The 20,475-nt window shown below is 59.0% G+C and carries 13 protein-coding genes; 6 read left to right on the top strand and 7 right to left on the bottom strand.

All coding sequences use genetic code 11. The features are described from left to right. From ACTU46_RS13810 to ACTU46_RS13785, 6 genes are all read right to left on the bottom strand, one after another. Positions 1–4,070: Eco57I restriction-modification methylase domain-containing protein (locus ACTU46_RS13810; protein ID WP_443382700.1), on the bottom strand; the 4,070-nt coding region annotated here is incomplete at its 3' end. Between the two features lie 89 nt (positions 4,071–4,159). Beyond that, positions 4,160–6,988 (bottom strand): DEAD/DEAH box helicase, encoded by a 2,829-nt coding sequence (locus ACTU46_RS13805; RefSeq protein ID WP_443382698.1) that lies wholly within the window; start codon positions 6,986–6,988, stop codon positions 4,160–4,162. A 171-nt stretch (positions 6,989–7,159) separates the two neighbouring features. Beyond that, on the bottom strand, positions 7,160–8,248 hold the full coding sequence (locus ACTU46_RS13800) for a 5-methylcytosine restriction system specificity protein McrC (RefSeq protein ID WP_443382695.1): 1,089 nt from the start codon (positions 8,246–8,248) through the stop codon (positions 7,160–7,162). Beyond that, the gene (locus ACTU46_RS13795; protein WP_443382692.1) at positions 8,245–10,449 is read right to left on the bottom strand and encodes an AAA family ATPase; all 2,205 of its coding nucleotides are present in this window, start codon (positions 10,447–10,449) and stop codon (positions 8,245–8,247) included. The genes ACTU46_RS13800 and ACTU46_RS13795 overlap by 4 nt, the downstream gene beginning before the upstream one ends. A 352-nt stretch (positions 10,450–10,801) precedes the next feature. Continuing rightward, on the bottom strand, positions 10,802–12,037 hold the full coding sequence (locus ACTU46_RS13790) for a pentapeptide repeat-containing protein (protein ID WP_443382689.1): 1,236 nt from the start codon (positions 12,035–12,037) through the stop codon (positions 10,802–10,804). A gap of 951 nt (positions 12,038–12,988) precedes the next feature. Beyond that, a complete protein-coding gene (locus ACTU46_RS13785) occupies positions 12,989–14,575 on the bottom strand; it encodes an LCP family protein (protein ID WP_443382687.1) in 1,587 nt (528 codons plus the stop codon). 65 nt (positions 14,576–14,640) lie between these two features. Here ACTU46_RS13785 and rfbD point away from each other — a divergent pair, with 65 nt between their 5' ends. From rfbD to ACTU46_RS13765, 4 genes are all read left to right on the top strand, one after another. Next, positions 14,641–15,465, top strand: coding sequence for a dTDP-4-dehydrorhamnose reductase (gene rfbD / locus ACTU46_RS13780; RefSeq protein ID WP_443382685.1), 825 nt, complete (start codon positions 14,641–14,643; stop codon positions 15,463–15,465). Positions 15,466–15,470: 5 nt separating this feature from the next. Continuing rightward, the gene (locus ACTU46_RS13775) at positions 15,471–16,358 is read left to right on the top strand and encodes a glycosyltransferase family 2 protein (protein WP_443382683.1); all 888 of its coding nucleotides are present in this window, start codon (positions 15,471–15,473) and stop codon (positions 16,356–16,358) included. Between the two features lie 15 nt (positions 16,359–16,373). After that, on the top strand, positions 16,374–17,456 hold the full coding sequence (locus tag ACTU46_RS13770; protein WP_443382680.1) for a sugar phosphate nucleotidyltransferase: 1,083 nt from the start codon (positions 16,374–16,376) through the stop codon (positions 17,454–17,456). Between the two features lie 322 nt (positions 17,457–17,778). Next, positions 17,779–18,069, top strand: a complete 291-nt coding sequence (locus ACTU46_RS13765) for a WhiB family transcriptional regulator (protein ID WP_443382710.1) — start codon at positions 17,779–17,781, stop codon at positions 18,067–18,069. Here the strand turns inward: ACTU46_RS13765 and ACTU46_RS13760 are convergent, their stop codons facing one another. Then, positions 18,070–18,525, bottom strand: a complete 456-nt coding sequence (locus tag ACTU46_RS13760) for a metallopeptidase family protein (RefSeq protein WP_443382678.1) — start codon at positions 18,523–18,525, stop codon at positions 18,070–18,072. It lies immediately after the preceding gene. An 89-nt stretch (positions 18,526–18,614) separates the two neighbouring features. On the opposite strand from ACTU46_RS13760, the gene ACTU46_RS13755 reads away from it, so the two are divergent. Next, positions 18,615–19,031, top strand: coding sequence for a DUF3499 domain-containing protein (locus ACTU46_RS13755; RefSeq protein ID WP_443382675.1), 417 nt, complete (start codon positions 18,615–18,617; stop codon positions 19,029–19,031). Between the two features lie 47 nt (positions 19,032–19,078). After that, positions 19,079–20,458, top strand: a complete 1,380-nt coding sequence (locus ACTU46_RS13750; RefSeq protein ID WP_443382672.1) for a phosphomannomutase/phosphoglucomutase — start codon at positions 19,079–19,081, stop codon at positions 20,456–20,458. Positions 20,459–20,475 lie beyond the last annotated feature (17 nt).

Below are 20,475 nucleotides of genomic sequence, written 5' to 3'. Positions count from 1 at the left end.
CGAGTGCTACCAAATACCTGGTCGCAACAAATGCTGCTCATGGTGGCCCCTACGAGCGGTAGGAGTTTGTCCGACCTGGGGTGTCGGCAGGAGTTGACTGCATGAACGTGGGTCGTTCCAGGTGGAATCAGAGCGGGGTAGAGAGTTCGGAAACCGGTGGTGGCTGCGAATTCTCGCCATGCGACTCTGAATTGTGAAGCGACTGGAACTGGGCCGTTAGTGGTGTCCCAGGTGCCGTAGGTGTTGTCATAATCATGCTTACCGGCGCGGTTTGGCTGGTACGCCGTCGCCGGGATGAAATTCTCTGGTATTGCCTCAAGGTCAATCTCGGACCAATCCTTATTGCTGCTCATGGATGGATTGGGTTGCTTGATCATCGGGGTGGAAACCCCGAGGTGCGGTCCCTGGAGGATGACATCCTTCCAGGACTCCGGATGCTTCCATTCAGAATCGAAATAGCCCTTCTTCTTATCAATGGATTCATCCCAACCCCTAGAGAATTTCAGACCCAGCGATTTCATCCGTGGAGCCTTCGCCAGCTTCTCCAGTACAGCGGCTGCCTCAGTATTGACGGTGTAGACCATGCGGGTCTCTAGCAACGGTGTGTTCGGTTCCTCGAGGATCGACTTCCACACCCCAAGTTCCTGCTTATCCACGGTGATGATCCGGTCGCGGTGGGGACGCTGATCCCAGTTGCCGTTATCATCCTTGAGACCTGGCAGGGCACCGGTCCTGTCGTGGTGGAGAGAGTCGAGGGCCGTCTGTGGGTGGTAAAGCGATGCGGCATTGAGAAAATATGGGTAATCCCGCATTGCTGAGTAAACGTGTACCCCGTAGCTCACGAGATTATGCACATCGAACAAACGAAGCTCGTTGATGAACTGCCAGTGGCGCCGCAGACGCCGGTAAGCACCACTCCGAAGCGATGCGGCCTTCTTCTCAGTGAAGTGTGATTCCGGGTGAATAAGCGAAACCACGCCCTCATCAGAGGCGTTGGCCCAGGTCCGCTCCATGAACCCGCGGTAGAGGTCCGGCTGCTGGTTCATCAGGTGCGGATAACTAGATAGATCACCAAGCACTGTCGCGGTGGCCACAGTTTCACCGATCCCCTTGACCAGTGTGATTTTGGACTCCGGGACAGCGGAGAGCAGTTCCCGTCGCGCGCGTTTTTGCGCCTGGGTCGGCTTGTGCGCCAAGTTGAACCAGGGATCATGCTCAGAGAGCAACGCATCAACATCGGTGCGCGGCCGCACCCACGGCGGGTTGCCCACCTGCAGATCGAAACCACCCTGGGACATTACCGCGGCAAAATCCAGATCCCAGTGGAAGAATGCCTGCTCCTCGGCGACCTTTCGGGCCACCCGCAGCCACGGGTGGAGCTCATCAAGTTGCTCCGAGGGCTTCGCCTGCGAGAACTCGATATCCGACTGCTCGGTGGCATCTAACTCATCCCAACTCAGACCGAAGCCGAGGGCGTACTGGCCTGCAGTTTTCACCTTGCCGATCGCGGGGACACCGACAATATCGCGCAGCGTGGAAATCCACTCATCAAGGTCCGGCAGGTTAACTGCCACACCGTTGTCCACCTGAACCTCGGTCAGTGGCCAGAACCACAGGGCGTTCCAGATATCCATCACCAAACGCAGACGCTGGTAGGCGCCGCCAAGATTATCGAACAACTCTGCTTCGATCTGCTCACGGGAGACGTTCTTTGCGGAATGAGTGCTCTCCCTGCCCCAGAGGTTGATGTTGCGCCGGGCCTGACCCTCGGCGATGCGCAGACGTACCAGCGCCAGCTGCCAGAGGCGTTCGACCTGCCGGGAGATGGCCTGCAACTCTTTGATTTGCTGGGCGTTGAGGCCCTTCTGTACGGACTTGCGCCAGTTCTTCAGCGCCTTCTGTTCCTCGCCGACGATGTCCTTGAGGTCCTTGGCCTCGGCGGCGGCGCCCCAGCCCTGGGAGGGCAGGAGGAAGTGGTGGATCCGTGAGCTCATCTCTACGTCTGGCTCGCCGGACGCAATAGCTGCCGCGATCGTCGCCACGCTGTGGTGTTTGGGGATTTCACTGAGATAGTTGCGGGTCTTGACGTCCTTGGCAGCGAAGGTAGCCCGGCGCGCGCCAATCAGTGAGTTGCCGTGGCGCAGGTGCAGGCCGAACCAGGGGGCCTTGAGATCCGCGGTCATGGTGTCGAGCCAGAGGGAGATCTCGGCGAGTTCCACGGCCGTCTTATTCAGGTCCACGCCATAGACCTGGTGCAGGGCGATGTGCGCTTTGATCTTCTGCAGCTCCACGGTGCGCTCGGCGGCTGGGACCTGCTCGCCCAATTCCTTTTCACATAGCTTCAGATAGAGCTCGGCGAGCTGGCGCACTGCCTCCACCGCGAAGGCCCCGGAACCCATGGCTGGCTCACAGATGGTCAGGGACAGAACATCGGCAGCTGCGGATATGCGGCCTTCCTCCTGCAGTACCTCGATGGCCTGGCCGACGGTGAATTCGGTGAGCACCTGCGGGGTGTAGAAGGAAGCGGAGCGTTCCCGGTCGCGGGAAGATTGGCGGAAGACGAAGGACCCGCGTGGGTGTTTGCGTCGCTCGCGGCGAGTGCCACCTTCGATGGCTTCCACTTCTTCTTCCACGAAGCTGTTCTGCGGCACGGAATCGGCTCTGGCCACCGGAATGACCCAAGAACCCTTCTCCGGATTGCCATTCGGGGCCACTTCGAAGAGATCATCTTGGGCGATGAACCCGGTGTAGGACATCAGTCCCTCGTAGACCTGGCCCAACTGGGTGACACCGAGGGTGGCATAAGAAATGAAGCCACGTTCCTTCTTGTTCGCCACCTTGGATAGCAGCAGGTTTTCCAGAATGCGGTTCAGTGCCGCGTTCGATAGCTTGACCTGGTCGATCAAAGATGTGGCTTTTTCCTGGAAGAGATCCGCAGAGAGGTGGCGGAACTCCAGGCCCTTGTCATTGGCCTCCCCATCAAAAAATGGCTCGGGAGCATTCTGGGGGTTATGCCCCTGATCCACCAGCTTGAACAGCACCTGCAATGATTCGTAGAGGTGAGTTCCGGTGCGCGCATGCTGAGTAACCGGTGGGTTGAGGATCAACCCGCGCAGGCGGGACAAACCATAACCTTCGTCATACTCAGGAGCCCCGGTGGGCAGGATCTCTAACTCGGGGGAAGCCTCGGCGAAAAGCAGGAAGAGAATACGGTAGAGGTAGCGCAAGGACTGTTGGGCCAGCTCATTGCCGTCGATGTTCTCGGTGCTCAAACCCTGCTCGCGATGCCGGTCGAGGACATCATTGCCGATGAGCTCAATGGATTCTCGCACCGCACCGCGTAGCTCCCCGGAGACCTTTACAGCGTGCTCGCGGGATTCCTCGATGGTCTGGGCCCACCAGGTGGTGCCGTCGGCGGCACGCTCGATGTTCTCCCGTGAAAGCACGACCGCTGCCTGCTGCATCTCGCCCTTTGCCTTGGTCTCATTTCTTTCGACCACGAGCGCCAGGTTGATGGCCAGGTGACGGCCCAACGGCCAGGTTTCGCGTTCTGCCAGGACCACCCAGCCCCCAGCGATGATCACCACAAAATCTGGGGGAGTTTCTGCGAGGAAGAGATCACCCACCAAGTGGGGGACCTTCTTCTCGACGGACTTCTCACCCACCTGAATCGGGCCCAGAACCATCGCATCGCTGAGGTCTTCCGAGGTGTCGATAAGCGAGGCCTCGATGAGCACCACGCTGCCGGCATTGCCAGCCCAACCTTGGAAACTGGTGGTCTCACCAGAACGGCGCAAGCTCAACTGTTCCGGGGAGCCGAAACCGAGAGCCGCGCGGATCAGGGAAGAAGCATTCTCCTCCTGTGTTGCCAGGGCGTTTTGCAGCTGAAGACGGTGGGCGAGAAAACGTGCCCAGGGGGAGGCAACATCAGATTCACCCTCAGCGGACTTCCACTCTTTGATGCGCTCGGCCACCCGCTTGGCAAAAGAACCGCCCTTGGTGTCCTCGGTGGTCAGGTAGTGGTCACTGATCCACTCTTCGACGTTGACGATGGAATCATATTCAGCCATTGCTAGATGGCCTCCTTCAACTGTGCTTGATATATAGCGTATGTAGTTTGTGGTGCTGGACCCTCGGCGGCGGGGGACTAGTGCAGGGACTAATTCACCGGCATGATGAGAGCGAGGGGACGAATCAGCTCGCGGTCTGGCTCCAGTGCGTTGGCCAGAGACTTCTGCTGGGTGATCAGCTGGGAGGATTCATTGAGCTTCAATGAGGTTTGTGAGACATCACTGCGGCCGGACTCCCAAGCCTCTGCGCGGGTGAGCCAATGCTTGATGCGCTCATCTGCCTGCGAACGAGCGGCCGACATCATCGGACTGATCTGCCCTCGCGCTGCCTCAACCGTGTCCGTGATCAGATTCTTAATATCCTCGGGCACCTTGACACCGCCGACGCTGACCGCGTTCTTGCCCAGACCGACCTGTTTGAGCCAGTGAATCGAATCAGGGAGGATTTTTGCCTCGAAACGGCTGGTGGCGGCGACGAAAGCACGGGAGATGACCTGGCCACGACGGTTACTCAGGGTGGCCATGAGCAGCACAGTTGGGGCGGGGACATCACCGGAAAATGCCGGGATGCGGCGTCGTGACATGCTGGACAATGCGCGGTCCGCCGCCCATTCACCCACGGGGTGGAGTGGGCCCAGGAAGTGGGCGCTCGGCCAGGTGGAGCTGGAATCACCGGTGCGCGCAGCCCAGAGACGTTCATTGCCGCGCTCCGGGGTGGTGGCTAGCATGAGCTTTTCTTTCACCCGGCGGTCCTTCACATAATCCTGCGGCAGGAAATCCAGCCGGCGGCGCAGATCCTCTGGTGGAATCAACTCGGCGATGCCATTCTTATATGTCTCCAGGCCCACGCCGCCTCGTTCCGGGGAACTCTCGGGGACACCATTGAATCCCTCGCGCAGTGCATCCTGCAGATAATCGATCTCCCTGGAGTAAAGGCTGTGGGAGGCGGTCAAGGACGGGGCAGTCGCTGCTGATTCAGCTTCCTCGGAATCTTCCGCGGTGCCGAAAACATTGAGCCAATAGTCGATCATGTCTCCCTCGCCCTCACCCTCGAGAACCTCCTCCGGAGTGGCGACAGCAGCATCGAAGTCACGCTCACCACGGAGCACATCGCGAATGGTCTCCTCCTCCAAGCGGGCAGAGTGCTTGCCCATCAAAGAGCTTGCGTCGCCGAGCAGCTTATGAGCCTCATGTTCGCGTTCGATCAGCCGCCCCAGCACATGAAGTTCACCCACCTCGGACTCCTCAGCGGGGTCCAGTAGGAGAGTGGCGATCCGCGGGTTCTCGGTCTGACCGTAGCGGTCGATTCGGCCGTTGCGCTGCTGAATGCGGATCAACGACCAGGGGATGTCGTAGTGGATGAGGTGGTGGCACAGCGTGTGCAGGTTGACACCCTCAGAGGCCACATCGCCGGTAACCAGGATGCGGATGGGGGAGTCAGTGCGTTTGAACTCGTCGACCAGGTGCATCTGCTCCTGGTCCGTGAGACCACCGTGCATGACCTCAACCGCCCCCTTGGGCAGCTTGAGGTGAGTGGTGAGGTTCTTCTGCAACCACTCGAGAGTGGCTACGCGCTCAGAGAAGACAACCACGCGGGTATCGGAGCCCTTCTTCACGCCGATCTCAGTGAGGTAGTTAGTCAGTGCGTTGTATTTGTTGGAGTTATCCGGGGTGATATCCGCATTCAACTGCTGCAGTTTCTCCAGGGCGCTCCGCTCTAGGGAGCCGATGTCGGCGGCCCGCCTGAGTCGGTTGGTCACCGTCTGCCCAAGAGCAGCAGGGGATGAGAGGTAGGCCTTGACCAGAGTCCAGGCAAAAAGTCGATCCTTGGCCGGGTAGTCCCCGCCAGGGTGGATCCAGGTGTTGTGGAGTTCCCGGGCTACAGCATTTTCTTCTGTCGAGGCCTCCACCGGAATATTGATCGGTTCATCACGCTCGGCCCACTTTTCACCTACGAAGTCCGCGACCTCCGGGCTGTTGCGGTGTCGGCGGATGATCAGTCGCTTCACTGCATTGGCATCAATGGTGCCGTCCGGCATCACGGCGGTCGGATCTAACAGACGCAGGATCTCCTTGAAGGACTCCGGATCACCGTTATGCGGGGTGGCAGAGGCCAGAATCAGGGCTTCTGCAGTCGGTGCCAGAACACGGGCGAGCTCATTGTTCTGGGTGCCCACGTTGGTGGCGTTGTGGATCTCATCGATGACCACCGCATCCCAGTGGACTTTTTCCAGCTGGGCCCGATACTTCGGGGACTTCAGAGTATCCATCGAGATAATCGCCCGCGGATAATAGGTGAAGGGGTTACGGGTGGCCGGCAGTTTTTGGCGGACCTGCTGGATTCCCACGGAATCCAGCCGTACCAGCGGAATAGCAAAGCGGGTCCACATCTCCTGCTGGAACTGCTCCATGATGTGACGTGGAGTCACCACCAGGATGCGCTCACCGCGGCCGCGGCGGATCAGCTCCGAAAGGATCATCCCCATCTCCAAGGTCTTGCCCAGACCGACGGCATCCGCAATGAGAACACGAGGGCGCAGGTTATCATTCGACAAGGCCTTGCGCACCGCGGTGAGCTGGTACTCCAGCGGATCAGCCAGCATCTGGTCGGCTACCGAAAGTTCCTCCTGGTACAGCGGCACCGGAGTCTGCCGGATAGAGGACTCCAGCCAGAGCCGAGAGCGACGATAATTGGGGGAATCATCGGCCACCACCTCCACCTCGGCTGGATCCAGCACCTTCACGGTGTCTAGCGCAGTGTAGAAACTCGCGGTCTGATCGCGGACATAGTCAGAGAGACCACGGACCTTCAACCGGAAACCATCAACAGAGCGAGTGACGCCGGTGATCAGCCATGCCTCATCCCGGACCTCTACCGTTAGTCCTGGCGCATACTGAGTCGAAGTTAATTCAGGCATAACAATAAGACTAATGAAGCAGGAGCACCACTAGGGCCAGCGGGAGGGTTGTCCCCCGAACGAATGTTCTGTCCGGGGGTGGTGGGGAGATCTTAGCCTGGATCCACATCGGTGGATCCAGGCTAAGACAGCGAATCTCATTAGTTCTTGGACACGGGGTCTCACCGCTTTTTATGCAGTGGGTCCTGTTATTTCTAGGGGGATTGCGGAAGTAACTGCGCTCAATAGATCATCGACTATTGAGGTATACGTTCCTCGGAGATCTACTGTCGCGAATCGGATTCTGTGTCCCTGTAGGTGAACTTCTTCATCTATGTATCCATCAACAACCGGATGCAGCATAAGCCCCTCGGAACTGGGACCATAGTTGGGGTTGTCGTGCTGTGAAAGCAGATATGCATAGATCTGGTAGAGATAACCGGAGCGGAGCTTCTGAGACCCATAACGGTTGGCTTTGGTGATAGAGGTGAACTTGGTGTCGATGATGATCATCCTGGCCCGGTTCCTTGTGTTATCCCAGAGAATGATGTCGGTTTTCATACCAGGCAAGATCTTGCTCATCCCCGCAGAGCGGGCATCAGCAGGCCATTTGAGATGAGCGCCGTGGCGAATCTTCCATCCAGAAGGTGAGAGGTGGCGAAGATAGAACCCGTATGTCGCTTTTTCGAAGAGATGACGTAGGTAGCGTGCTGAGTCGTCTGGAGTTAAAGTCACGAATTCGGGGGAGCTGGGATCGGGTACCGCCAGCTCGAGGAGTAACCGGGCGGACATGAGCATCTCTCGGTCTTGGGCAAGATGCCGTTGCCGGTAGAACTGCCGCGTTTGTGTCGCCAGAGAAGGGAGGTGACGGACTCCGAGAGCCGCCAGGTGGCTGGCTAAACGTCGGCACCGAACGTCTGTGCCCGGAAGCCGGGACGCGCGTTCTAATGCGGCGCGAACAAGGCGGTTCGGAGCTGTATCGGCGTGAATCTCGTCAAAGGTGCAGCGGATTTTGCCCTGTTCGAGGAGACGGTGGCGCGCGGTATCCTGAATTTTTATTTTTCCGCGGACCCGTCGCAGATCATCGGTGCGGCGGTGAAATCCCATGGTCAGGCCCGTGCGAAGACGGTCGGTCACGCTATCGGCGAGCATGCGGGAAACCAGCTGCGCAACATCCTCCGGTAGTGACTCGATACCGGCAAGCTGTGTTCCGGTGGTCTGGTACAAATCAGAGGCGAACAGCTGCAGCAACCAGAGGTTGCGGACCGGAATTTCGATCACAGTTTCTGCCTCAAGAGTGCCAAGGCCTCGTCCGCTTTCTCCGGTTGGTCGAACCAGTATTCCTCTAACAGGGGTTGGATCTCGGTGGCCAGTATTTCCTCCAGCCACTGTGATGTTGCAGCATCAGGATCTTCAGCGTCTAAGTCCTGCAGTGGAACGAAGAAGCTATGTCCGAGGCAGTAGTGCCGGCCTAGTGATGGATCCTCGGCGATCATGGTGTTGACATCGCGGATCTGCTCGCCGAAGAATTCGAGGACGTCTCGGCTATAACCGCGACCACTGACGTGTTCAACCCAGGGGTTACCCAGCTGCGGTGTGAGATCGATGAAGGCAAAGCGACGCCGCAGCGCCATATCCACCAGTGCCAGGGATCGGTCCGCGACGTTCATCGTTCCGATGAGGTGCACGTTCGGCGGGATATGGAAGGTTTCGTCTTCGTCTTTGGGGTAGGAGAGTCGAAGTGCGTTGTCCTGGTTCCGTTTGGTGTTCTCGATGAGGGTGAGCATTTCGCCGAATATTTGCGCTGGATTCCCACGGTTGATTTCCTCTAACACGAGCACATAGTTGTTTTCGGGGTCATCGGCCGCTTGGCTGCAAAACTGGATAAACGGGCCGTCGGTCAGTTCGAGCTTGCCGGCGGATGAGGGGCGCCAACCTCGCACGAAATCTTCGTAGGAGAGTGAGGGGTGGAACTGGATCACTGATACCCGCGTGTTCGTTTTGCGGCCGCTGAGCGCCCATCCAAGTCGGCGTCCCAACCAGGTTTTTCCAGTCCCCGGTGGTCCCTGCAGAATGAGGTTTTTCTTCCGCGCGAGGGTGTTGAGGATTGATTCGAGTTCCTCGCTGCCGAGGAAGGAACCGTCCTCCACGATCGAGTCAAAGGTGTAGGAATCGTCTAGGTCGATCGTCGAAACATCGACGGTATCCTTCGTAATAGCTATAGGGGGCTCTGGATTGCCTTGGGTACTGAGGTAGGCATCGTGGGATAATTCTGGAAAACTCTTTGGATGGTCGTGGTGTCTGATCCACGAGGTGATCGCTTCGGTGTTGGCGAGGAACTCTTCGCCGGTGATTTTGCTTTTGAGTGTGAGCATTTCTGCCAGGTCTGGATAGGCTGCGGCGATATATGTCGCGTTAGTGCCGTCATACGAAGCTAGGTGCTGGGGCCGGATCCAAAATAGTCCCATGGTCAGCTGGCGGGTCTGGCCGACGGCGTTGGCATCAAATGCAGAGACGAGGGCTTCCTTGGCATCCTCGGAGGGGTTCTCCGCATAGGTGACGGCTGCGTCAGCTAGATCCCACAGGTTATTTACCTCGCCTGGTCTGCGGTGTTTTTCGAAGCGAATGAACCAGGAGTTGAGATTGTTGACGATCGGGACACCGTCGAATCCGGTGGGAGCGGGGGCCGTGACGCCGAATTCCTCGCGATAAGCGGCCGCGATTTTTAGTCGGGCATCGAGCGTGATGCCGCGATTGAAAGGACCGAATACCGTGAACGGATCGATGTCGGTGATGTCTCGGTATGCCCCGTCCTCTCCTTGATCTGTCCGCAAGTATTTGAATAGATGTGACACCCCGCTGAGTTCAGCCGCCCTGAACAACATGCTGATCAGGTCCTTGCGATGATGCCGGTATGCAAGTATTTTATCTGCAAGTTCCTCGTAGAAGGGTACCCAGGAGATGTCAGACTCCTTATTTCCGGCGAGGGGAGTATCGATAAATCCTTCGATTTCCTCGCGGCCAGTGGTGATCTCAAATAAGGTCGTCAGAGAGCTGATCTCGTTTTGGGCGGAAAGTGACAACTCATCTCGGGAAACGTCAACTGCTAACCATTCAACGGGGCGGGTATGCCGGTAGACCGGGTAGTGAGCCCGGTATTGGTAGGGGCCGTTGACCCGGCCGATGCGCAGGGTACGCGATTTTCGGTCGGGGCAGACGATGAGGTCTCCGACCTGAATTTTATGGACGAATCTGAAGAGGGTTCCCGCCCAGACAGGGACGGTGCCTGCGCTTGCATCGGGGCGGGCTTCGGCGAGGGCTTTTTTGAAAGCCTCCCGGCTGGCATCTAGCTCAGAAAGGTCTTCGAGCTCGTCCCAGCCGATTCTGACGGCCTTGTCCTGGACGGGATTTACTTCTTCTCGGCCGTTATGTATTCCCCAGACGGTTCGCATATCCGCCAGATTATCCGGTTTGCCCGGCATTAGTGTCGATCTTTCGAACCGATACTCCCGTCAGACACAACTATGACACTTCAGTCGATTGCACTGCTTTCGTTGAGTGACACTGAGCGGTTCAGCTCTTGGCCACTTCTTTTTCATGCTTATGCCCTTAACACCAGAAGAGGACTAGCGCTGGAGTGGACACTGCTTCACGGTGTTCACCCCAGTGCTTCACATCTGTCACCACGGCGCTTCAAAATGCACGTTCGGAACACGATGATCCGAGCGTTGGAGAATATTCCGCTCCCGGGTCACCTCGGCAAAGAGTCGCTCCACCTGGTTGACTTGGCAACGAATTAAGGCGTAAAAGCTAGACCAAATTTTAACTGCTTCCTTAGTGCGTATCCAGAGAGTCTTCTGAAGGAATAAAAACGTCAAAATCAACGGACGTTAAATCTAGGCCAAGTAAATCAAGCCCTGTTTGCTCTGCCGAATTCGTAAAATTTGACCGATAAAAAATTATGTCAGAGCCCTCACTTTCATCATCAATAGAGCTAATCTCTTCGAATTTTTCTGGATAAGAGTGATGAACATTAGAATCTTCGAGGCCTTTATCTGAAGTAAAATTATGAAATTTCGCATTGTTAAAAAATGAATTAGAACGAAAATTTGCATTCTCAAAACTGGAATTGGGTCCAAATGTTGCGCCGCTGAAATCAGTTTTATTATTAAAATTGGTAGTCGAAAAGATTCCCGAGCTGTGGAACTCAACGGTATTAAAGTCAACTTTAGCTCCGAAAGAACATTTAGAAAATATTGCTCCTTTGAAAAACGTAGATTTCCGGAACTTTACATCACCGATAAACCTTGTATTGTCAAAATGAGAGCGAGTATTAAAGCGCGAGTAAGTGAATAGTGTGCTGCCGTGAAAAACAGATCGACTAAATAAGCAGTTTCTCCGAAAGAAAGTCTCACGCAGGTCTAAATCGTGAAAATGGCAATCTGATAAATCGAGGTCCAGGTCGGTCCAGGCAGTGAGGTTCCTGCCGGCCTTCCCTCTATATCTTTCTGCAATGATCTTCTGTATCCGATGCTTGAATGTAAGCAGGACGGGATCCTCCTTGCAGAGAGCGTCGGGCATGACATCGCGAAGTTGACCAGTGAGAACGTCTAGGCATACCTGCTGCTCTCGACGGGAGGAGGCTCGATCATTATGGTAAAATTTCGCCCAATCATCGGATAGTGCTACTAACGCATACACGCCGGCTTCGCGACTGATGAAATCACGAGGATCGGAAAGTAGTTTTGTGATTTCAGTAAACCTATCCCGGAGCGTACGTTCTGTTTCTGCAGATTGTTCCCGGTCATGAATTTTTAAATCTTGAAGTCGATTTTTCTGACCATTATTAAATGTAAGTAGCGCAGCGCCAATAGCGGCAAACCCAGCACCCAGGGTAGCAACTGGTTGGGCCCATGTGTTCCAATCGATAATAAAAAATTTATTGAGGGTAAGGAAGATTCCGCAAATAGTGGCAAAAAACAATGTCAGAAAAATCAAAACGGACGGTACGCCGAGGGGACGTTCCGCCGGACTCTGTTCAGGGGTATATCTAGGATCGTTTCCTGCCATCGTTATGTCCTTAAATGGGCGGGTTTTTGCGTGAAATAAACAGAATGGTATTACTGTAAATTATTTCAAATGAATTCGGTGAAACCTATATTTACTTCGCAAGAGTTGGCTAATGATAGGGGGCACTTTAGTAGTCTTCTAACAGATTCAACTTCTGGCCGGTCAACGCGAGGGTAGGGAAAGTAACACTCAGGCCCGACTCCCGCCGGCTTTCCGGGGTCTAGCCCCGATTTTAGAAGTCGTCTATGCCCCTAAGCTGTCAGCTATCGGCACCGTCAAATGTCTCCCGAAACGAGTAGCAGTGAAAAATCTAAAGACGGATAATGTCTCATCAGGGTATATCCCAGAGAAACAATTTTAGGCGAACCTGGCTTTTGTCACCGGCGCAGTGATCCGTGCATTATCTGACCTCCAGATTAATACTGAAGTGTCGAAGACTGGTGATTTTCTCACAGGGTAGTTCCGAAGCTTTTTGATACATCCCAGAGTGAACACAACGCGCTTAGTGAGACACGTTGGAGTTCGCCGGTGTCACGCATAGGAACCCTAATCGGAACAATCGGATGCCCCGCGGGAGAGGGGCATTTATTTGTCGGTCAGGCCGATTGAGCCTGAAGCATCTGCCATTCCTGATGAGCTTCCCTCTGCGGACCAATCAACTCAGCTTTAAACACCGAATTCAACACTTCCGCCAGCGCATGATCTTAAGAATCACTGTGGGAACTGATCGAGGCAATTACGTCTGACTCCGCAGCGGCTGTTGACCCAGGACTTGGGGAGTACCTGGCCCGATATTTTCCCACGATTTCCTAGACAACCACGATGTCCTAATCCAAACTGAACCTCTCAGCCTTAGATCAACATCTCAACTAAAAATCCACCGCATAACCGTCGTGCCGCCAGAGTTTTCCAGCAACACCTCGAACCCCTAACACCTCGAACCCCTAAAACCTAGTTCACACACCGCGGCCCATCGCCACCCGCGTCGATCTCCGGGGCAACTTCGGTATCTGCGCCGAAGTCGGCACCGGGCTGGCCGACGGTGGTGGGGGTCTGGATTTCTTCCTGTACGGCTTCCTGGTCCATGGGGCCGGTGTATTCATCGTGGGTGACCACGACGATGGTGCCCGGCTCGAGGCTGGGGCTGGTGGTTATGGGCAGGCCGCCGAGGGCTTCGGAGAGCTGCAGGGCGGCGGGGTCGGTGGGGTCTGCGGCGACGATCTGGGATTCCCAGTAGATGCCGGGCTGGGCGTTGGTGATTTCGCCGATGGTCCAGCCGTTGGTTTCGAGGAAGGCGCCCACGCCGCCGGCCAGTCCGCTGGTGGAGCCGGCGTTGAGCACGAGTACCTGTACATCGGGAACCGCGGGTGCGTCTTCCGCCGGGGCATCGTCGGCGGGTTCTTCTGAAGGTGCGGGTTCGACGGGGGCCAGGAGGTCATCCATGAAGGTGTGTACCTGGTTCACGTCTACGGTGACCACGGATTCGCCGTAGTCGCCGAGGCCGTCGATGGAGGTGACGGGGATGGTGGTGAAGGTGACGTTGCCGCCGGCGAGGTTGGAGAGCTGGGTGGCAAAGGAGAGCACATCCCAGCCGTCGTCGATGACCACGGAGCGTTCCACGGCGGCGCCCATGCTGGCGAGCTTGGCGGGGTTGGTCAGGGTGCCGGCGTTGAGGACCTTGTTCACCAGGGAGGCCATGTAGGCCTGCTGGCGGACGATGCGGTCCAGGTCGCCGCGGGGCAGGCCGTGGCGCTGGCGGACGAAGGAGAGTGCCTGGGCGCCTTCGAGGGTTTGGGTGCCGGCGGGGAAGTCGGCGCCGGAGAATTCATCCTGGGTGGCCTCGGTGAGGCAGACGTCGACGCCGCCGACGGCGTCGGTAAGCAGCACGAAGCCGAGCAGGCCGACCTCGGCGTAGTGGTCGACCTCGATGCCGGTGAGGTCGGCGACGGTGCTGATCAGGGCGTCGCGGCCAGCGTCCTTGGCCTCCTCCGCGATCTTTTTGGTGTCGGGGTTCTTGCCGGCGGCATCGGCTTCGGCGGTCAGGTCCTGCTCGGCGGCGAACTTGTGGGTGCCGTAGACCCCGTTGAGCTTCATGTTGCCCAGGTCCCCGGTGTTCACGTAGGTGTCGCGGGGGACGGAGACGGCGGTGGCGGAGCTGCCGTCATTGGGCACCCGGATGAGCATCATCGTGTCGGTGTTTTCGGCCTCTTCCTCATCACCGGCGTAGAGCATGGCCGATTCTTCCTCGGAGAGCGGGTTGCCCTGGGCGTCGGTACGCGAATCCGAGCCGACGAGCAGGATGTCCACCGCGCCGTCGGTGGCGTCGCCGGCACCGCCGCCGAGGGTGAGGTTGCCGGCGGAGGCGACCTCATTGCCCAGGCGTCCGATGGTGAAATACCCCAGACCGGAGACCAGGAGGGCGATCGCCGAGAGCAGGGCGATGATCACCCGGAGGGAGGCGGGGCCTGCCTGTTGGACCTTCGCGCCCGATTCCGGCGAGGGTTGAATATCGCGCACGGGGCGGTACTTCTCGTTCACAGGCGTAGTCTCCGGGGTTGCGATAGAACAGTAGACAGATAGCTAATAGAGAAAGAGTGTATTCCATGAAGGTGGCAATTACGGGAGCCGGTGGTCAGCTCGCCTCCGCAATGAGACTGAACACACCGGCCTCGATGGAGGTTATCTGGCTGGATCAGGCGGCCCTGGACATCACAGATGCCGCGGCTGTGGCCTCGACTCCGGCACTCAACAGTATTGATGTACTGGTCAATACCGCCGCCTATACCGCGGTCGATGCGGCCGAAGATGATGCCGCGGCCGCCCAGCGGGTTAATGGTGATGCTCCCGGCTATCTCGCTGCCCGCTGCCGGGCCGAGGGGGCGCACCTGGTGCAGCTGTCCACCGACTATGTCTTTGGCCCCGGGGTGCCGCACCGGCCGCTGACCCCGGCCGATGCCACCGCCCCGGACACGGTCTACGGCCGCACCAAGCTCCATGGGGAGCAGCAGGCCGGGGAGGCCACGATCCTGCGCACCGCCTGGGTCTATTCCGCCAACACCTTGCCCGGGCACCGGGATTTCGTGTCCACCATGCTGCGGCTGGAGCAGTCCCATGAGACCTTGACCGTGGTCGATGACCAGCATGGCTGCCCGACCTATGCGGTGGATCTGGCGGCTGCGGTCTGGGAGGTTGTGGTGGCGCAGCCCGGCGGGATCCACCATGTGGTGGGGGCGGGGCAGACCACCTGGTTCGGGTTGGCCAGGGCCGTGTTCGAGGAGATCGGTGCGGATCCCGAGCGGGTGAAACCGGTGAGCAGCGCGCAGTATCCGGCGCGCGCACCCCGCCCGGAATGGTCCGTGCTGGAATCTGACTACCACCTTCCGGAGTGGCGAAGTGCCCTGCATCGGGCTGTGGCGGCTAAGCTCTGATCCTTGTGAGTACTAACCCGGCGCCCCTCGCGGTCATCACTGTGACCTATTCTCCGGGGCCATATCTCAAGGCCTTCCTGGAATCGGTCCCTGCCGCCACGGCACTGCCCACCCATGTCGTCATGGCCGATAACGGATCCACCGACGGCGCCCCGGAGGCCGCCGTGAGCGAGCAGGTCGAACTGCTGCGCACCGGTGGCAATATCGGCTACGGCAGTGCCATCAATGCCGCAGCGCGGGCATTGCGTGAACGCCGCGAAGCTGGCGAGATCAACCAGGAGTTCTTCCTGATCTCCAACCCCGATGTCGTCTTCGACCCCGGCTCCGTCGATGTGCTTATGAGCGCTGCAGACCGCCACCCCGGCGCCGCCTCCCTCGGCCCTTTCATCCGGGAAGCCGACGGCAGCGCCTATCCCTCCGCCCGGGCGGTGCCCACCCTGCGCAACGGCATCGGCCACGCCATCTTCGGCACCATCTGGCCCGCCAACCCCTGGTCTCGGGCCTATCGGGCGGACTCCGACATGCGGGTGGAGCGGGCCGCCGGCTGGCTCTCCGGATCCTGCCTGCTGGTGCGCTGGGCGGCCTTCGATAAGGTCGGCGGCTTCGATGAGCGCTACTTCATGTACATGGAGGATGTGGACCTGGGTGACCGCTTCGGCCGTGCCGGCTACGCCAATATCTTCGTGCCCGGTGCTGAGATCACGCACGCGAAGGGGCACTCCGCCGGGGAGCATCCGGAGACGATGCTGCCTGCCCACCATGCCAGCGCCTACCGCTTCCAGGCTGATCGTCTGGCCGGACCTCAGTTGGCCCCGCTCCGGGGTGCGCTCTGGGTGGGTCTGAAATTACGATCCCTGATAGCCGTGGCCAATTCCCGCCTCAGCCGCCGATAGAAAGAAGACACCGATATGCCGCAGCCCGCGAACACCGATGCCGTAATTCTCGTCGGAGGTAAAGGAACCCGCCTCCGCCCGCTGACTATGAACACCCCGAAGCCGATGCTGCCCACCGCCGGCTTCCCCTTCCTGCAGCACCTGCTTGCCCGCATTGAGGCAGCTGGAATTAAGCACGTAATTCTTTCCACCTCCTTCCGTGCCGAGGTCTTCTCCGATTACTTCGGCGATGGCGCCGAGATGGGCCTGGAGATTGAGTACGTCTTCGAGGAGGAGGCTTTGGGCACCGGCGGCGGCATCCGCAACGTCCTGGATAAGCTGCGCAATGACACCGTCATGGTCTTCAACGGTGATGTCCTTTCCGGCACGGATCTCGGCGGCATCCTGGACACCCACCGGGAGCGCGAGGCCGATCTGACCATGCACCTGCTGCGGGTGTCCGATCCCTCCGCCTTCGGCTGTGTGCCCACCGACGCTGACGGCCGGGTGCTGGAATTCCTGGAGAAGACCGAGGATCCGCCGACCGACCAGATCAACGCCGGTTGCTATGTTTTCCGTCGATCCGTGATTGAGGAGGACATTCCGGCGGGCCGCAATGTCTCCGTCGAACGTGAGACCTTCCCGAAGATGCTGGCGGAAGACCGCAAGGTCTACGGGCATGTGGACAACGCCTACTGGCGTGACATGGGCCGCCCGGATGACTTCGTCCGCGGCTCTTCGGACCTGGTGCGTGGCGTGGTGGTCTCCCCGCTGCTTTCGGGTCGGACCGGTGAAAGCTATGTGGACCCCACCGCCGGGGTCGCCGGGGGAGCGCTGCTGCTTGGTGGTACCGCCGTGGGCCGGGGCTCGGAGATCGGTGCGGGCTGCCGGTTGGACGGCACCGTCGTCTTTGAGGGTGTGACCATCGAGCCGGGCGCGGTGATTGAGAATTCCATCATCGCCGCGGGGGCTCGGATCGGTGCCAATGCCAGGATCAGTGACTGCGTGATCGGCGAGGGTGCTCAGATCGGTGCCCGCTGTGAACTCCGCGCCGGCATGCGTGTCTGGCCGGGCGTGGTGGTGCCCGATACCGGCATCCGTTTCTCCTCAGACGCCTAAGGTTAGGCGAACTTTCCCTGGTTTAAGCAGCGGGTAAGCTGCCTCTTAACACCTGATTGAGGGTATTCCTGCAGGGACACGCCGGTTTTTTAAGTGGTTGGTGTGGGAATCTATTCCACACCCCTATATGTAGTACCCCCGGAGTATTACCCCAGTTCCGCTGGCCTGTTAATCTTGTGACTTGAGTGATTAACGACCAGCAGCAATGCCGTGTCCGGCCACATGTCCCCCGTGATAGGTTGACGATATTTAGTGATCCGTGTGTAATCACATCATCGAAAGATATTGACACCTACGGAGGAAGGAACATGGCGTGGAAGACATGGCTAACGACGCCATACTCCGAGGCAAGACAGCGGGCAACATGAGCATCGACGAACTTTTCGGTGCGGTGGAGCAGGAGTGGCAGGACCAGGCGCTCTGCGCCCAGACCGATCCTGAAGCCTTTTTCCCCGAAAAGGGCGGCTCAACCCGCGAAGCAAAGCGGATCTGTCTGGCCTGCGCGGTGCGCGATGAGTGTCTCGAATACGCCCTCGAACACGATGAGCGATTCGGTATCTGGGGCGGACTCTCAGACCGTGAGCGCCGCCGCCTGAAGAAGCAGATTATCTAGTCACCACTGGAACCTCGGGTCCAGGTCTCGCGGATCCAGATTCAGATAGTTGGCCACCAGGGCGACGAGGATGGTGGCGAGGAGTTCCTGGCGTTCCATGACATTGTTGGTGCGCTGTTCCACCGGCATGCGGAACACCACAATCCTCGCCCGGGTCGGATTGCCGGCGGAATCCACCCCGGCCGGGATCACCCGGCCCAGGGGGACAGGACCATCAGCGACGATCTCATCCGGGAGCACAGTCATATCGGCGCGCAGCCGCATCCGGGGGATGGTGTCCACCGCGAGGTCCAGATTCTGCAGCTCTTCGAAGTAGGCGTGCTGGAGGGGGGCGTAGGCCTCTAGGACCGCGACGTCGAATTTCTGGCGTCGGCTGCGTTGCCGCGGCGCTTCGGGGGGAAGCAGTGGGCCACGCAGACCTCGCCCATGGCGGTTGCGGAAGGTCCTGGTGTGCATGGTTTTCCACCTTAGTGAGCAACTCCCCCGGGAGGGTGCAGGGCACGCCGAGGGTGGAAAATCTCAACCTGCGGTCTAGACTTCTGGGCGTGAGTCAATACCGTCGTTGTTCCCGCCCCGGCTGCGGCAAGCCCGCCGTGGCCACGCTGACCTACGCCTACGCTGAGTCCACCGCCGTGGTGGGCCCCCTCGCGCCCGCGGCTGAGCCGCACAGCTGGGATCTGTGCGCCAACCACGCCGAGCGGATCACTGCTCCGCTGGGGTGGGAGATGCTCCGCGTGGACCGCATCGATGATGATGACGATGATGATCTGACGGCGCTGGCCAATGCGGTGCGTGAAGCTGGCCGCACCACCAGTGGCCTGGAGGAGTCGCCCCATGACTTCCGTGAGCCGCCGGCGGACCCCGAGGTACCGCAGCATCCGATGTACCGTCCGAAGCGGGTTTCGGAGCAGAAGGCGATCCGGCGCGGACACCTCCACTTGGTGCAGGACGAGGAGAGGTAAGCTCTGGGTTTGTACCCAGATCCTCAACAGACATTTTGGAGTGGTCCATGTCCTTTGGCAGAAGCCGGGAATCAGTCACCTCGGTGATCAAGGCATATGACGTCCGGGGGGTCGTCGGCGAGGAAATCGACGCCGATTTCATCCGTGAGATCGGCGCCTCCTTCGCCCGGATGTTGCGCATGGAGGGGGAGACCGCCGTCGCCGTGGGCCACGATATGCGTTCCTCCTCCCCGGAGCTGGCCAGTGCCTTCGCGGATGGCATCACCGCGCAGGGCCTGAACGCGGTCATGCTCGGCCTGACCTCCACCGATGAGCTCTACTACGCCTCGGGCCGCCGCGACTGCGCCGGTGCGATGTTCACGGCCAGCCATAACCCGGCGAAGTACAACGGCATCAAACTCTGCCGCTCGGGTGCCCGTCCGGTGGGCCAGGACTCCGGCCTGCAGTTCATCATCGATGATCTGGTCAAGGGTGAGATTCCGGAGTATGACGGTGGTCCCGGGGTGGTCTCCCACAAGGATGTGCTCGCCGACTACGGCACGTACCTGCGCGAACTGGTGGATCTGAGCGCTATTCGCCCGCTGAAGGTGGCGGTTGACGCGGCCAACGGCATGGGTGGGCTGACGGTTCCGGCTGTCTTCGAGGGCCTGCCCCTCGACGTTGAGCCGCTCTACTTCGAGCTGGACGGCACCTTCCCCAACCATGAGGCGAACCCGCTCGAGCCCGCCAACCTGGTGGACCTGCAGAACTTCGTCAAGGAGACCGGCGCGGATATCGGGCTGGCCTTTGACGGGGACGCCGACCGCTGCTTTGTCGTGGACGAGCGCGGCGAACCGGTCAGCCCCTCGGCGATCTGCGCGATCATCGCGGAACGTGCCCTGGTGGAGAACCCGGGTGCCACGGTCATCCACAACCTGATCACCTCCAAGGTGGTCCCGGAGATCATCGCCGAGCACGGTGGCACGGCGGTCAAGACCCGCGTGGGTCACTCCTTCATCAAGGCCCGCATGGCGGAAACCGGGGCGATCTTCGGTGGCGAGCACTCCGCCCACTACTACTTCACCGACTTCTTCAACGCGGATTCAGGTCTGTTGGCCGCGATGCATGTGCTGGCCGCACTGGGCTCCCAGGAAGCTCCGCTCTCGGAGATGATGGAAAAGTACAGCCGATACGCCTCCTCCGGGGAGATCAACTCCACCGTCGTGGATCAGGTTGCCAGCACCGAGGCGGTGCTCGCCGCTTTCGCTGATCGCACTGAAGGTATCGACCGCCTGGATGGTGTCACCGTGGAGCTCAAGGGCACCCCGGCGTGGTTCAATGTCCGCGCCTCCAACACTGAACCGCTGTTGCGGCTCAATGTTGAAGCCCCGACCAGGGAAGAAGTGGAGGCTCTGGTCAGCGAGATCATCGGAGTTATCCGTAGCTAATAGCTATCCTGGGTGGC

This window comes from Corynebacterium sp. A21 (assembly GCF_052266655.1).
GTDB lineage: Bacteria > Actinomycetota > Actinomycetes > Mycobacteriales > Mycobacteriaceae > Corynebacterium.
This window is presented reverse-complemented; position numbering and strand designations above follow the sequence as displayed.

Excerpts from the sequence above, each read along its gene's own strand:
- ACTU46_RS13805 (WP_443382698.1), bottom strand. The coding sequence starts at position 6,988 with ATGCCTGAATTAACTTCGACTCAGTATGCGCCAGGACTAACGGTAGAG.
- ACTU46_RS13765 (WP_443382710.1), top strand. The coding sequence starts at position 17,779 with ATGGCTAACGACGCCATACTCCGAGGCAAGACAGCGGGCAACATGAGC.
- ACTU46_RS13760 (WP_443382678.1), bottom strand. The coding sequence starts at position 18,525 with ATGCACACCAGGACCTTCCGCAACCGCCATGGGCGAGGTCTGCGTGGC.
- ACTU46_RS13790 (WP_443382689.1), bottom strand. The coding sequence starts at position 12,037 with ATGGCAGGAAACGATCCTAGATATACCCCTGAACAGAGTCCGGCGGAA.
- ACTU46_RS13770 (WP_443382680.1), top strand. The coding sequence starts at position 16,374 with ATGCCGCAGCCCGCGAACACCGATGCCGTAATTCTCGTCGGAGGTAAA.
- ACTU46_RS13750 (WP_443382672.1), top strand. The coding sequence starts at position 19,079 with ATGTCCTTTGGCAGAAGCCGGGAATCAGTCACCTCGGTGATCAAGGCA.
- ACTU46_RS13795 (WP_443382692.1), bottom strand. The coding sequence starts at position 10,449 with ATGCCGGGCAAACCGGATAATCTGGCGGATATGCGAACCGTCTGGGGA.
- rfbD (WP_443382685.1), top strand. The coding sequence starts at position 14,641 with ATGAAGGTGGCAATTACGGGAGCCGGTGGTCAGCTCGCCTCCGCAATG.